At 69.4% G+C, this 13,402-nt stretch carries 12 protein-coding genes and 2 tRNA genes; 7 read left to right on the top strand and 7 right to left on the bottom strand.

Features of this window, described 5'->3' with window-relative positions; all coding sequences use genetic code 11:
• The first annotated feature begins 110 nt into the window (after window positions 1-110).
• The gene (locus ACIOGX_RS14960) at window positions 111-1,211 is read left to right on the top strand and encodes a Leu/Phe/Val dehydrogenase (protein ID WP_401913257.1); all 1,101 of its coding nucleotides are present in this window, start codon (window positions 111-113) and stop codon (window positions 1,209-1,211) included.
• A 302-nt stretch (window positions 1,212-1,513) separates the two neighbouring features.
• Window positions 1,514-1,765 (top strand): DUF3073 domain-containing protein, encoded by a 252-nt coding sequence (locus tag ACIOGX_RS14955; protein ID WP_129769940.1) that lies wholly within the window; start codon window positions 1,514-1,516, stop codon window positions 1,763-1,765.
• Window positions 1,766-1,943: 178 nt separating this feature from the next.
• Here ACIOGX_RS14955 and purM read toward each other — a convergent pair whose 3' ends face one another.
• The 7 genes from purM to purS form a co-directional block, all read right to left on the bottom strand.
• The gene (gene purM / locus ACIOGX_RS14950; protein WP_401913254.1) at window positions 1,944-3,014 is read right to left on the bottom strand and encodes a phosphoribosylformylglycinamidine cyclo-ligase; all 1,071 of its coding nucleotides are present in this window, start codon (window positions 3,012-3,014) and stop codon (window positions 1,944-1,946) included.
• A 72-nt stretch (window positions 3,015-3,086) separates the two neighbouring features.
• Window positions 3,087-4,613: an amidophosphoribosyltransferase gene (gene purF, locus ACIOGX_RS14945; RefSeq protein WP_382527107.1), complete on the bottom strand. Its 1,527-nt coding sequence runs from the start codon at window positions 4,611-4,613 to the stop codon at window positions 3,087-3,089.
• 73 nt (window positions 4,614-4,686) lie between these two features.
• Complete coding sequence (locus ACIOGX_RS14940) at window positions 4,687-5,634, bottom strand: META domain-containing protein (protein ID WP_401913250.1); 948 nt, start codon at window positions 5,632-5,634, stop codon at window positions 4,687-4,689.
• Window positions 5,631-6,434: a sterol carrier family protein gene (locus ACIOGX_RS14935; protein WP_356509322.1), complete on the bottom strand. Its 804-nt coding sequence runs from the start codon at window positions 6,432-6,434 to the stop codon at window positions 5,631-5,633. Before ACIOGX_RS14935 ends, ACIOGX_RS14940 begins: the two co-directional genes overlap by 4 nt.
• Window positions 6,435-6,993: 559 nt before the next feature.
• Window positions 6,994-9,252: a phosphoribosylformylglycinamidine synthase subunit PurL gene (purL, locus tag ACIOGX_RS14930; RefSeq protein WP_401913246.1), complete on the bottom strand. Its 2,259-nt coding sequence runs from the start codon at window positions 9,250-9,252 to the stop codon at window positions 6,994-6,996.
• Window positions 9,252-9,932, bottom strand: coding sequence for a phosphoribosylformylglycinamidine synthase subunit PurQ (gene purQ, locus ACIOGX_RS14925; RefSeq protein ID WP_356509318.1), 681 nt, complete (start codon window positions 9,930-9,932; stop codon window positions 9,252-9,254). Before purQ ends, purL begins: the two co-directional genes overlap by 1 nt.
• Complete coding sequence (gene purS / locus ACIOGX_RS14920) at window positions 9,929-10,213, bottom strand: phosphoribosylformylglycinamidine synthase subunit PurS (RefSeq protein ID WP_356509316.1); 285 nt, start codon at window positions 10,211-10,213, stop codon at window positions 9,929-9,931. The genes purQ and purS overlap by 4 nt, the downstream gene beginning before the upstream one ends.
• 376 nt (window positions 10,214-10,589) lie before the next feature.
• Here purS and ACIOGX_RS14915 point away from each other — a divergent pair, with 376 nt between their 5' ends.
• From ACIOGX_RS14915 to ACIOGX_RS14895, 5 genes are all read left to right on the top strand, one after another.
• Window positions 10,590-10,925, top strand: a complete 336-nt coding sequence (locus tag ACIOGX_RS14915) for an Lsr2 family protein (protein WP_129769933.1) — start codon at window positions 10,590-10,592, stop codon at window positions 10,923-10,925.
• A gap of 174 nt (window positions 10,926-11,099) precedes the next feature.
• Window positions 11,100-11,171, top strand: a tRNA-Gly gene (locus tag ACIOGX_RS14910).
• Between the two features lie 89 nt (window positions 11,172-11,260).
• Window positions 11,261-11,333: transfer RNA gene (locus ACIOGX_RS14905), tRNA-Gly, on the top strand.
• Window positions 11,334-11,610: 277 nt separating this feature from the next.
• Window positions 11,611-12,579 (top strand): ABC transporter ATP-binding protein, encoded by a 969-nt coding sequence (locus ACIOGX_RS14900; RefSeq protein ID WP_401765987.1) that lies wholly within the window; start codon window positions 11,611-11,613, stop codon window positions 12,577-12,579.
• Entirely contained in the window at window positions 12,576-13,400 is an 825-nt protein-coding gene (locus ACIOGX_RS14895; protein ID WP_401913241.1) for an ABC transporter permease, read from the top strand. The genes ACIOGX_RS14900 and ACIOGX_RS14895 overlap by 4 nt, the downstream gene beginning before the upstream one ends.
• Window positions 13,401-13,402: the final 2 nt, after the last annotated feature.

Here is a 13,402-nt window from a genome sequence, read left to right as displayed (position 1 = left end):
TACGCTCTTGCTTGCTCGACCGCCTCACCCGCACAACCGCTCCATCAGGCCCTCCCCCAACCCATGGGAGGGGCCTTCCCACCGCCGTTTCTTACTTGGGAGTCACCACAGTGACCGATGTGACCGGCGCTCCTGTCGACGCACTGCACACCCTGTTCCGTTCGGAGCAGGGAGGCCACGAGCAAGTCGTGCTCTGCCAGGACCGTGCCAGCGGCCTCAAGGCCGTGATCGCCATTCATTCGACCGCCCTGGGCCCCGCCCTGGGCGGTACTCGTTTCCACGCCTACGCGTCCGAGGAAGAGGCCGTCGCCGACGCGCTGAACCTCTCGCGGGGCATGTCGTACAAGAACGCCATGGCCGGGCTCGGCCACGGCGGCGGCAAAGCCGTGATCATCGGGGACTCCACGCAGTTCGAGGGCGCCCGGCGTACCGAGCTGCTGCTCGCCTACGGCCGGGCCGTGGCCTCGCTCGGCGGCCGGTACGTCACCGCCTGCGACGTCGGCACGTACGTCGCGGACATGGACGTCGTGGCGCGGGAGTGCCGGTGGACCACGGGACGGTCGCCGGAGAACGGCGGCGCGGGCGACTCGTCGGTCCTGACGGCCTTCGGGGTCTTCCAGGGCATGCGGGCGAGCGCGCGGCACCAGTGGGGCGACCCCTCGCTGCGCGGCCGTACGGTCGGCATCGCGGGCGTCGGCAAGGTCGGGCGGCTGCTGGTGGAGCATCTGCTCCAGGACGGCGCCCAGGTCGTCATCACGGACGTACGGGAAGAGTCGGTCACCCGCGTCACCGACCAGTACCCGCAGGTCGCCGTCGTCCCCGACAACGACGCGCTGATCCGTACCGCCGGCATGGACATCTACGCCCCGTGCGCGCTCGGCGGCGCGCTGAACGACGCGTCGGTACCCGTGCTCACCGCGGCCGTGGTGTGCGGAGCGGCCAACAACCAGCTCGCGCACCCCGGCGTCGAGAAGGACCTCGCGGACCGCGGGATCCTCTACGCGCCGGACTACGTGGTGAACGCCGGCGGGGTGATCCAGGTCGCCGACGAACTGAACGGGTTCGACTTCGAGCGCTGCCACGCCAAGGCCACGAAGATCTTCGACACCACGCTGGCGATATTCGCACGTGCGAAGGAAGACGGTATTCCGCCGGCCGCGGCGGCGGACAGGATCGCCGAGCAGAAGATGGCGGAAGCCCGCCGTCCCTGACCCCGCGCGAGGCCGGCGTGACGCCCGGTGGACCGCGCGGGGGACCGTTCGGGAGACCAGACTCACGCCGGTCGGCGGGTCGCCCCTCAAGAAGAGGTTAAAATCGCAGCTGACCAGCGAGGACGGGGCATCTCGTTGGTCCTGCGCCGGGGCGCGTCATGCGGGCGGCGTACCGTATGGCCGCGGAAGCAGGTACCGTTGAAGCCCTACGGACGGGTCTCTCCGCGGAGAGCTCGTTCTGATTCATGAACGCGTGTCAAGACTCTGGGGCCGTCGAGCCCCGTCACCGAGGGGGTCGAGCCATGGGGCGCGGCCGGGCCAAGGCCAAGCAGACGAAGGTCGCCCGCCAGCTGAAGTACAACAGCGGCGGGACTGACCTGTCGCGTCTGGCCAACGAGCTGGGCGCATCGCCTTCAAGTCAACCACCGAACGCGGAGCCGTTCGAGGATGACGACGAGGAAGATGACCCGTACGCGAAGTACGCGGATCGGTACAACGACGACGAGGACGAGGACGACGAGTCCGGACCCTCGACGCAGCGCCGCGGCGCTTGACGTCCTTATACGTCGATATACCCCGAGCAGTAGCTCATTGCCCGGTCCTGGGCGGTAGTCCGGGACCGGGTTCTGTGCTGTCCGCTTCTTCCCTGTCCGTTTTTCGCCTGTCCGCCCTGTCCACGGGGCCTCCGGCGGTGCCGGGGCGGCCCCTGGACGGGGCGGATCCTCTCCGCGCTCAGCCCGCGTAGTCGCCGGTCAGCGTGGCTCCGGTGGCGTGGCCGGCCCGCTCGGTGATCTCTCCGGCGATCCAGGCGTCCACTCCCCGGTCGGCGAGCGTGGTGAGCGCGGCGTCGGCCGATTCCCGCGGGACGACCGCCATCATGCCGACGCCCATGTTCAGCGTCTTCTCCAGCTCCAGGCGCTCCACCCGGCCCGCCGTGCCGACGACGTCGAAGACCGCGCCGGGCGTCCAGGTCGAGCGATCCACCGTGGCGTGCAGTCCGTCCGGGATCACCCGGGCCAGATTGGCCGCCAGACCGCCGCCGGTGATGTGGCTGAACGCGTGCACCTCGGTGGTCCTGGCGAGCGCCAGGCAGTCCAGCGAGTAGATCTTGGTGGGTTCGAGCAGTTCCTCGCCCAGGGTGCGGCCGAACTCCGCGACCTCGCGGTCCAGCGACCAGCCGGCCCGGTCGAAGACCACGTGCCGGACCAGCGAGTACCCGTTGGAGTGAAGACCGGAGGACGCCATGGCGATCACCGCGTCACCCGTACGGATACGGTCCGCGCCGAGCAGCCGGTCCGCCTCGACCACGCCCGTACCGGCGCCGGCGACGTCGAAGTCGTCCTCGCCGAGCAGTCCGGGGTGCTCGGCGGTCTCGCCGCCGACCAGGGCGCAGCCGGCCAGCACACAGCCTTCGGCGATGCCCTTGACGATGGCGGCGACCCGCTCGGGGTGGACCTTGCCGACACAGATGTAGTCGGTCATGAAGAGGGGCTCGGCGCCGCAGACCACCAGGTCGTCGACGACCATGCCGACCAGATCGTGACCGATCGTGTCGTACACGCTCATCTTGCGGGCGAGGTCGACCTTCGTACCGACCCCGTCGGTGGCGGAGGCGAGCAGCGGGCGCTCGTAGCGCTTGAGGGCGGAGGCGTCGAAGAGGCCGGCGAAGCCGCCGAGGCCGCCGAGGACCTCGGGGCGACGGGTCTTCCTCACCCACTCCTTCATCAGCTCGACCGCGCGGTCACCGGCTTCGATGTCGACGCCCGCGGCGGCATAGCTGGCACCAGTAGTCGTTTCGGACATGGCTGGGTACTTTCCTGTCGTCTTACGGTCGTCGGAGGAACGGACGGTCACGGGCGGGGAGGACGCGGGCGGCTACGGGCGGCGGAGCGCGTCCGTGGCGGCGGTATTGGCAGGTCCCGCCGCCAGCTCGGTCTCCAGCAGCTGCTTGCCGAGCAGCTCGGGGTCGGGAAGATCCATCGGGTACTCGCCGTCGAAGCAGGCACGGCAGAGATTCGGCTTGGCGATGGTCGTCGCCTCGATCATGCCGTCGAGCGAGATGTACGCGAGGGAGTCGGCTCCCATGGAGACGCCGATCTCCTCCACCGTCATGCCGTTGGCGATCAGCTCGGCGCGGGTGGCGAAATCTATCCCGAAGAAGCACGGCCACTTCACCGGCGGCGACGAGATCCGGATGTGGACCTCGGCGGCGCCCGCCTCACGGAGCATCTTGACCAGGGCGCGCTGGGTGTTGCCGCGGACGATCGAGTCGTCGACGACCACCAGGCGCTTGCCCCGGATGACTTCCTTCAGCGGGTTCAGCTTGAGACGGATGCCCAGCTGGCGGATGGTCTGGGACGGCTGGATGAAGGTCCGGCCGACATAGGCGTTCTTGACCAGGCCCGATCCGTACGGGATGCCGCTGGCCTCCGCGTAGCCGATCGCGGCCGGCGTGCCGGACTCCGGGGTCGCTATGACCAGATCCGCCTCGACCGGAGCTTCCTTGGCGAGTTTCCGCCCCATTTCGACCCGGGACAGATAGACGTTCCGCCCGGCGATGTCCGTATCGGGACGGGCCAGATAGACATACTCGAAGACACAGCCCTTGGGCTTCGCTTCCGCGAATCGCTGCGAACGGAGACCGTTCTCGTCGATGGCGATCAGCTCGCCGGGCTCGATCTCCCGGACGTACGAGGCACCGCAGATGTCGAGAGCGGCGCCCTCGGAGGCGACGACCCAGCCACGTTCGAGCCGGCCGAGGACCAGCGGGCGGATGCCCTGGGGGTCACGGGCGGCGTAGAGCGTGTGCTCGTCCATGAAGACGAACGAGAAGGCGCCCTTCACCTCGGGCAGCACCTTGGCGGCGGCTTCCTCGACCGTGAGGGGCTTGCCGTCCTCGTCGACCTGGCTGGCGAGCAGCGCCGTGACCAGGTCGGTGTCGTTGGTGGCGGCGACGCGCGTCGTCCGGCCGTTCTCCTTGGGCAGATCGGCGACCATCTCGGCGAGCTGGGCGGTATTGACCAGATTGCCGTTGTGGCCGAGCGCGATGGAGCCATGGCCCGTGGCCCGGAAGGTCGGCTGCGCGTTCTCCCACACCGAGGCGCCGGTGGTGGAGTAGCGGGCATGGCCCACGGCGATATGGCCGAGGAGTGAGCTGAGGGAGGTTTCGTCGAAGACCTGTGAGACGAGGCCCATGTCCTTGAAAACCAGGATCTGGGACCCATTGCTCACTGCGATGCCCGCGGACTCCTGTCCACGGTGCTGCAGGGCATACAGTCCGAAATAGGTGAGCTTGGCGACCTCTTCGCCCGGGGCCCAGACTCCGAAGACGCCACAAGCGTCCTGGGGGCCTTTCTCTCCGGGGAGCAGGTCGTGGTTGAGTCGTCCATCACCACGAGGCACGCCACCGAGTGTAGGCGAGATCGACCACTGGTCCGAATTGGGGATGCGGACCGGCCCCCCGCCGGTCCTCCGACTACTTCCCCGGAGCGGGCGCGGTGGCGCTCAGTCCCTGGCCGTCGGCGGACGTGAGGCTCAGCCCGCGGTGACGCAGCTCATAGGAGACCTTGCCCTCCAGCACCTTCTGTACCTGGCGTTCCAGGGTCATTTCGGGCCCCGGGCAGAGCTTGCGGGTGGAGCTGACCCGGCCGACCGTGAGGGTGGCCGCGGAGTCGGACGCGGACGCGGAGAGCTTCGCGGGCGCACTGAAGGTGTTGCAGCCGAGGCTGCCCTCCATGGACAGGCCCTTGCCGTCCTCACGGAACGTGAAGTGCGCCTTGCCGTCCGTCCCCTTGGGCAGGGAGGTCGCGGTGGCGCCCTGGGCCAGCGCGTCGACGGTCCACTCGGTGCCCACGAGGGGGGCGGGGGGCTCGGAGGTCAGGGCGATCGCGTCGCCGTCGGCGGTGGTGAGCGTGAGCCGTTTGTCCTGGACGGTGGCCTTGAGCTTGCCGGAGAAGGCGCCGTCGAGGGCCTTCTCGAAGGTCTCCAGCTCCTTCGGACACCCGATCAGCGTGGTCTGCTTCTTGCCCACGGTGACGGTGTCGCCCTCGACGGTGACCTCCGCGCCGATGGAGTTGCAGCCCGTCTTCGCGCTGGCCCGGCCCTGGGAGTCGATCTGCACGCTGGCACCGGCGGGGGCGGCGGTCTTCTTGCCGCCGACCGTCACGCTGGCGACGTTCCAGCGCACATCGGTGAGGGCGGTCTCGGTCCGTACCTCGCCGCCGGAGCCCGCGCCGGCGCCCGATCCCGAGCCCTTGCCGGACTCCGTACCGCAGGCGGCCAGTGTGAGCAGAGCGACGGTAGTGACGGCTGTGACAGTAGTGACTGTGGTGATCCGCTGCTTCGGCATACCGGTGGGACGGAGCGGGCCGGACTCCGGTTCCGCGGTTCTTCCGATGTCGCTCGTGCGGCGGGGTCCCGTCACCCCATGAGCGGCAGCAGCCCGGCCAGATCCGCGCGTTCGCCACTGGCGGCGACCCGCGCCGCGTCCAGCGCCTCGCGCCAGGTCGTCCGTCCGGTGGCGAGCCTGACCCACGTCAGCGGATCGGTCTCCACGACGTTGGGCGGCGTACCGCGGGTGTGCCGGGGACCCTCCACGCACTGCACCACCGCGTACGGCGGGATCCGCACCTCGGTCGAGGCCCCGGGCGCCTTCACGGCGAGGGCGTCGGCGAGCAGCCGCGTACAGGCGGCGAGCGCCTGCCGCTCGTACGGGACGCTCAGCCCGGCCGCCCGGTTCAGGTCGTCGGTGTGGACGATCAGCTCGACGGTCCGGGTGACCAGATAGTCGCCGAGGCGTATCGCACCGATCCTGGTCGCCAGCAGCCGGTCGTCGGGGGCGCCCGGCAGCAGCGCGGCGATCCGGGTCCCGGCCCGCTCGAACAGTTCGTCGGGGGTGGCGGACGCGGCCAGCGCGCGGATGTCCTCGGAGATCGCCGGGGCGTGGGCCGCGGTCGAGAACGGCCACTCGGGCAGGACGACCACGGGGCCGGGCGGCGGGCCGGGGTACTCGGGCTGTTCGAGATAGCGGTTGACGGACTCCACGGCCATGCTGAGATGCGCGGCCAGCTCGCGGACGGTCCAGTCGCCGAGCGCGGTGGGCAGCGCGAGCTGCTCGGGGGTGAGCCGGGCGACGGCCTCGCGCACGGTCCCGAACTGGGTCAGGACGGCGGTCCGGATCTTGGCGGAGTCGTAGCTGCGCAGACGCTTCTTGGCCGGTGGCATGGCGCGAGCATATGCGCGGCCCCCGGCCGGCCGCCGGGGTCCGTACGCGCCTCCGGCCATGACTGGCGGGAAGTGAACGCACCGGTTCCGGCCGCGCACCATTCGGCCGGGCCTCCGGGACGGCGGAAAACCCGACGGCCCATGGAATCCCGGGAATTTCCGAATCCCGGGAATTTCCCGCACGGGAAACGCGCGAAGAGAAGCCCGCTTTACCGCCGCACTCCGCCAAAGGCAGGGTATCGAGGCCGAGATCGGGAGTCATCCCTGCTCAGAGGGCACGGGGAGCACTTCCGTACGGAGGAGGGAGCTTTCCCGGAACGCCTTCTCCCAGCAGAAAACCCGCTCCTTTCACCGGTGCGGAGAGCGCCTGAATCCACGTACGCGGCCAGGCTGGGGAATTCCGCACGGAGATGAGGGACGCGCGGTTGGACGTCACCTTTCCCGGCAATGGCCTGATGCCCGCCGCACGACGGAGCCCCCGCCCGGTGGAGACCGGGCGGGGGCTCATCGTCATATGACGGCGTTCAGCCGCGTACGGACCTTCGGCCGGATACGGGCCTCAGGCCAGCAGCGCGGGGATCGTGCCCTCGTGGGCGTCCTTCAGCTCGGCCAGCGCCACGCTGAACTCGCCCTGGATCTCGACCGCCTCGCCGTCCACGACCCCGATCCGGGTCACGGGCAGCCCGCGCGCACCGCACATGTCGGTGAAGCGGAGTTCCTCGCTGCGCGGTACGGAGACGATCGCGCGCCCGGCGGACTCGCTGAACAGGAACGTGAACGCGTCCAGACCGTCCGGCACGACCAGCCGGGCGCCGTTCCCGCCGCGCAGGCAGGACTCGGTGACCGCCTGGATCAGACCGCCGTCGCTCAGATCGTGCGCCGCGTCGATCATTCCGTCGCGGGACGCCGAGATCAGGATCTCGCCGAGCAGCTTCTCCCGGTCCAGGTCCACGGCCGGCGGCAGCCCGCCGAGGTGGTCGTGGACGACCTGCGACCAGGCCGAGCCGCCGAACTCCTCGCGCGTCTCGCCCAGCAGATAGAGGAGCTGGCCCTCTTCCTTGAACGCGATCGGCGTACGGCGGTTGACGTCGTCGATCACACCGAGCACCGCGACGACCGGCGTCGGGTGGATGGCCGTCTCACCGGTCTGGTTGTAGAGCGAGACATTGCCGCCGGTGACGGGGGTGCCCAGCTGGAGGCAGCCGTCCGCCAGCCCGCGCGTGGCCTCGGCGAACTGCCACATGACCGCCGGGTCCTCGGGCGAGCCGAAGTTCAGGCAGTCGGAGATGGCCAGCGGCCTGGCACCGGAGGCGGCGACATTGCGGTACGCCTCCGCCAGCGCGAGCTGCGCGCCCGTGTACGGGTCGAGCTTCGCGTACCGGCCATTGCCGTCGGTCGCCATCGCCACGCCGAGGTTCGACTCCTCGTCGATCCGGACCATTCCGGCGTCCTCGGGCTGCGCGAGGACGGTGTTGCCCTGCACGAACCGGTCGTACTGGTCGGTGATCCACGCCTTGGACGCCTGGTTCGGCGACGCGATCAGCCGCAGGACCTGCTCCCTCAGCTCGGCGGAGGTCGCCGGGCGTGCCAGCTTGTTGGCGTCGTCCGCCTGGAGGGCGTCCTGCCAGTCGGGGCGCGCGTACGGCCGGTGGTAGACCGGGCCGTCATGGGCCACCGAGCGCGGCGGTACGTCGACGATCTGCTCGCCGTGCCAGAAGATCTCCAGGCGCTCGCCCTCGGTCACCTCACCGATGACGGTGGCGATGACGTCCCACTTCTCGCAGATCTCCATGAAGCGGGCGACCTTGTCGGGCTCGACCACCGCGCACATGCGCTCCTGCGACTCGCTCATGAGGATCTCCTCGGGCGAGAGGGTCGCGTCACGCAGCGGCACGGTGTCCAGCTCGACCCGCATCCCGCCGGAACCGGCGGACGCCAGCTCGCTGGTGGCGCAGGAGAGCCCGGCGCCGCCGAGGTCCTGGATACCGGCGACGAGCTTCTCCCGGAAGATCTCCAGGGTGCACTCGATGAGGAGCTTCTCCTGGAACGGGTCGCCGACCTGGACGGCGGGGCGCTTGGCGGGCCCGGTCGACTCGAAGGTCTCGGAGGCGAGGACGGACACGCCGCCGATGCCGTCGCCGCCGGTGCGGGCGCCGTACAGGATCACCTTGTTGCCGGGGCCCGACGCCTTCGCGAGGTGGATGTCCTCGTGCTTCATCACGCCGATGCAGCCGGCGTTGACCAGCGGGTTGCCCTGGTAGCAGGCGTCGAAGACGACCTCGCCGCCGATGTTCGGCAGGCCCAGGCAGTTGCCGTAGCCGCCGATGCCCGCGACGACGCCCGGCAGGACGCGCTTGGTGTCGGGGTGGTCGGCGGCGCCGAAGCGGAGCGGGTCCACGACGGCGACCGGGCGGGCGCCCATGGCGAGGATGTCGCGCACGATGCCGCCGACGCCGGTGGCCGCGCCCTGGTAGGGCTCGATGTACGACGGGTGGTTGTGGGACTCGACCTTGAACGTGACCGCGTACCCCTGGCCGACGTCCACGACGCCCGCGTTCTCGCCGATGCCGACGAGCATGGCGTCGTTGGCCGGGGCCTTCTCGCCGAACTGCCTGAGGTGCACCTTGCTGCTCTTGTACGAGCAGTGCTCCGACCACATGACGGAGTACATGGCCAGCTCGGCGCCGGTGGGACGGCGCTCCAGGATCTCGCGGATCCGGGCGTACTCGTCCGCTTTGAGACCGAGGTCCTTCCAGGGCTGCTCGGCCTCGGGCGTGCCGCTCGCGTGCTTGACCGTGTCGAGGGTCTTGATGGTCATCAGGCGCTTACCAGCTTCTTCAGGATCGAGGTGAAGAATCCCAGGCCGTCGGTACGGCCCGTACCGATCAGCGGCTCCACGGCGTGCTCGGGATGCGGCATCAGGCCGACGACATTGCCCGCCGCGTTGGTGACTCCGGCGATGTCGCGCAGCGAACCGTTGGGGTTGCCGTCCAGGTAGCGGAAGGCGACCCGGCCCTCGGCCTCCAGCTCGTCGAGCGTGCGCTCGTCGGCGACGTACCGGCCGTCGATGTTCTTGAGGGGTACGGAGATCTCCTGGCCGGCCTCGTAGTCGGCGGTCCAGGCGGTGTCCGCGCTCTCCACCCGCAGCTTCTGGTCGCGGCAGATGAAGTGCAGGTGGTTGTTCCTGAGCATCGCGCCGGGCAGCAGATGGGACTCGGTGAGGATCTGGAAGCCGTTGCAGATGCCGAGGACCGGCAGACCGGCCTTCGCCTGCTCGATGACCGTCTCCATCACCGGGGAGAACCGGGAGATGGCTCCGGCCCGCAGATAGTCGCCGTAGCTGAAGCCACCGGCCAGCACGACGGCGTCGACCTGCTTGAGGTCCTTGTCACGGTGCCAGAGGGAGACGGGCTCGGCCCCGGCGATCCGCACGGCGCGCAGGCTGTCGCGGTCGTCGAGCGTGCCGGGGAAGGTGACGACTCCGATACGGGAAGTCACTTCGGCTCCCCGGCCTTCTCCGCGCTCCCGGCCTTGTCGGACTCGACCTTCACGATGAAGTCCTCGATGACGGTGTTGGCGAGGAACGTCTCGGCCATCTCGTGGATACGGGCGAGGGCGGCGTCGTCGACCGGCCCCGCCACTTCGAGCTCGAAGCGCTTTCCCTGGCGGACGTCGGCGATCCCCTCGAAACCCAGGCGGGGCAGTGCACGCTGCACCGCCTGGCCCTGCGGGTCGAGGATCTCCGGCTTGAGCATGACGTCGACTACGACGCGTGCCACTGGCACTCCCGGTGGTGTGGTGCGGCTGGTTCTCGCTGCTGTCTTCTCCAGGGAATCCCCCAGACCCCCCGAGCACTCTCAGCGTACCCGGCCGCAAGATCTACGCGGGTAGATATGCCGTTTCGCAGATCACGCCGCGATTTCGGCCCCGGCGACGGCGGGAAAAATCCAGGGAAAAAGTCACACCCCACCATTGCCCCGGGACACGCTGATGCAATTGGCTGGGCTTCACAATGCGACGCTTGCGGCTGTACAAAGGAATACAGAAGAAAGCAGCATTGCCCCATAACAGCCGGAAGGCCGGTATCGCCGCACGTCAGCCCTGTTTCCAGCAGGTGACGGGCGCGGGTGGTACCGCAGGAAAGGACCGATATCCGTGGCGCAGCGCGTAGTGGTCACGCTCTCCGACGACATCGACGGAGGAGAAGCGGCGGAAACGGTCACGTTCGGCCTCGACGGGAAGACGTACGAGATCGACCTCAATCCCGCCAATGCAAAGAAACTGCGCAAGGCCCTGGCACCGTTCATGGCCGCAGGCCGAAAGCAGACAAACGCCAGCAAGCACGGCAAGTCTCGCACCACCTACCGGCACACCGCTCTCGCGCCCGACCCTGCGGCGGTCCGCGCCTGGGCGCAGTCCCACAAGATGGAGGTGCCGGCCCGGGGCCGGATCCCCAAGCGGGTGTACGAGGCGTTCCGCGAAGCGAGTTGAGGCCGCGCCACCCGGCTCCGCGGGTTCGGTGCGGCGACTCCGCGGGCCCGGCGCGGCCCGGTCCCGCGGACAGTGCGCCCCGCAGCGCACCGAGTTGCACAGCACCCCCATTGATCGGCTAGAGTTTGGACCACGCCGAGGGGCAAGGCCGAAAGGCCAAACCCCAAGCAGCGTGCGGGTGTAGTTCAGTAGTAGAACGCCCCCTTTCCAAGGGGGAGGCGCAGTGTGCAATTCCTGTCACCCGCTCCGCGTCGCTCTCCGGTCCACTGGGCCGGTGGTCCAGTGGCTCTTTTGGATCAGGTAGAGTGGTGCTCGCGCCGGACTTCCGACGCACTGCGGACGTAGCTCAGTTGGTAGAGCGCAACCTTGCCAAGGTTGAGGTCGCCAGTTCGAACCTGGTCGTCCGCTCAGAAAAGAAGGCCCTGGTCACTTCGACCGGGGCCTTCTTCGTATGTCTCGTGTATCTCGTGTATCTCATGTACTCGCCGATCTCTTGTGTCTCGTGTGTCGGATGCGTGTGTCGGATGCGTATCCCGGGCGCCTATCCCCGGGGCGTGCTCCGGCGTATGTCCGGCGCGTGCGCGGCGCGAGCCCCGCGCAGGCCCAGCGATCGATGACAAATGTCATCCGCCGCGATGACACCGCGCACTGCCGACCACACCGGTCCGGCGGAAACCTCGAAGGCATGATGAACGACGCGGTAATCGAGGTGGAAGAGCTGAGGCGTACATACGCCGGTGGCTTCACAGCGGTGGACGGTGTCTCCTTCTCCGTGGCACGCGGCGAGCTGTTCGCCCTGCTCGGGACGAACGGGGCGGGCAAGACCTCCACCCTCGAAATGCTGGAGGGTCTCGCGAGACCCAGCGGCGGCACGGTCCGGGTGTTCGGACATGATCCGTACACCAAGCGGACGGCCGTCCGGCCCCGGATGGGGATGATGCTCCAGGAGGGCGGCTTCCCGTCCGATCTGACGGTCGCCGAGACCGTGGCGATGTGCGCCGGCTGCACCAGCGGGGCGCGGCCGACCCCGGAGGCGCTGGATCTGGTGGGGCTCACCAAGCGCTCCGGCGTACGCGTCAAGCAGCTCTCCGGCGGGGAGAAGCGGCGCCTGGATCTGGCGCTCGCGCTGCTCGGCCGGCCCGAGGTGCTCTTCCTCGACGAGCCGACGACCGGGCTGGACGCCGAAGGGCGGCGCGACACCTGGGAGTTGGTCAGGGAGCTGCGGGACGGCGGCACGACCGTGCTGCTGACCACGCACTACCTGGAGGAGGCCGAGACCCTGGCCGACCGACTGGCGATCATGCACCAGGGCCGGATCGATGTCACCGGCACCCCGGCCGAGGTGACCGCCACCCGCCCGGCCCGGATCCGCTTCGTGCTCCCCCAGGACGTCCCCGCCGGACGGCTCCCGCTGTCCCTGCGGGCGGCGGCGAACGGACAGGCGGTGGAGATCCGCACGCAGCGGCTCCAGCGGGATCTGGGCGAACTCCTCCGGTGGGCCGAGGACTCGGGCGTGGAGCTGGGGGCGCTGGACGCGCGGTCCGCCTCCCTCGAAGAGGCTTTTCTCGACATCGCGGCCCGGACCGCGGAAACGGCGGGGACAGCGGGGACAGCGGGAACAGTGGAAACGGCCGGAACGGTGGACGCACGATGAGCACGGTGAGCCGGCAGAAGACGGAGATCCCGCGGAGCGGGGAGACCGACGTACGGACGACCACGACCGGAGACCGCCTCAAGGCGCTCGGCCGGGCCGAGTTCTCCCTGCTCGTACGGAACAGGACGGCGCTGTTCACCGCCTTGCTCGTACCGCTGGGGATGATCGTCGCGATCAAGGAGTCGCTCGGCAGGATCGACCTCGGCGACACCGGGATCAGCGTCATCGAGGCGTCGATGACCGGCGGCATCGGCATGGTGCTGATCATGGCCGTCTACAGCGGCCTCACCGCCGCGTACACCGCGCGCCGCGAGGAACTGGTGCTCAAGCGGCTCCGCACGATGGAGGCGCTTGACCGGGAGATCCTGATCGGCACCGCGCTGCCGTCGGCCGGACTGGCGTTCGCACAGTCCGCCGTGATGATCGCCGCCGCGGTCGCGTTCCTCGACGTACGCGCGCCGCAGCAGCCGGTGGTGCTGGTGGGCGGACTGCTGCTGGGGCTGGTGCTGCTCAGCGCGATGGCGGCGGTGACCTCCGCCTTCACCCGTACCGTCGAGAGCGCCCAGATCACCAGCATGCCGCTGTTCATGATCTCGGTGGTCGGCTCGGGGCTGTTCGTACCGCTGGAGGCGCTGCCCGAACGGATCGCCTCCTTCTGCGAGCTGCTGCCGATGACCGGGACCATCACGCTGATCCGGGCGGGCTGGCTCGGCGGGACGGAAGCGTACGACCTGCTCGGCGCGGCGCTGAGCGCCTTGGTTTGGACCATCCTCTCAGTGTTTGCTGTACAGCGATGGTTCCGCTGGGAGCCTCGTCGCTGAGA

The organism is Streptomyces sp. NPDC088147, assembly GCF_044741565.1.
Lineage (GTDB): Bacteria > Actinomycetota > Actinomycetes > Streptomycetales > Streptomycetaceae > Streptomyces.
Note: the sequence above shows the minus strand (reverse complement) of the source record. Positions and strands in the feature narration are given on the sequence as shown.

Coding starts and splice junctions, on each gene's coding strand:
- ACIOGX_RS14935 (WP_356509322.1), bottom strand. CDS start 6,434: ATGCCACCGGCCAAGAAGCGTCTGCGCAGCTACGACTCCGCCAAGATC.
- ACIOGX_RS14955 (WP_129769940.1), top strand. CDS start 1,514: ATGGGGCGCGGCCGGGCCAAGGCCAAGCAGACGAAGGTCGCCCGCCAG.
- purM (WP_401913254.1), bottom strand. CDS start 3,014: ATGTCCGAAACGACTACTGGTGCCAGCTATGCCGCCGCGGGCGTCGAC.
- ACIOGX_RS14900 (WP_401765987.1), top strand. CDS start 11,611: ATGATGAACGACGCGGTAATCGAGGTGGAAGAGCTGAGGCGTACATAC.
- ACIOGX_RS14895 (WP_401913241.1), top strand. CDS start 12,576: ATGAGCACGGTGAGCCGGCAGAAGACGGAGATCCCGCGGAGCGGGGAG.
- purL (WP_401913246.1), bottom strand. CDS start 9,252: ATGACCATCAAGACCCTCGACACGGTCAAGCACGCGAGCGGCACGCCC.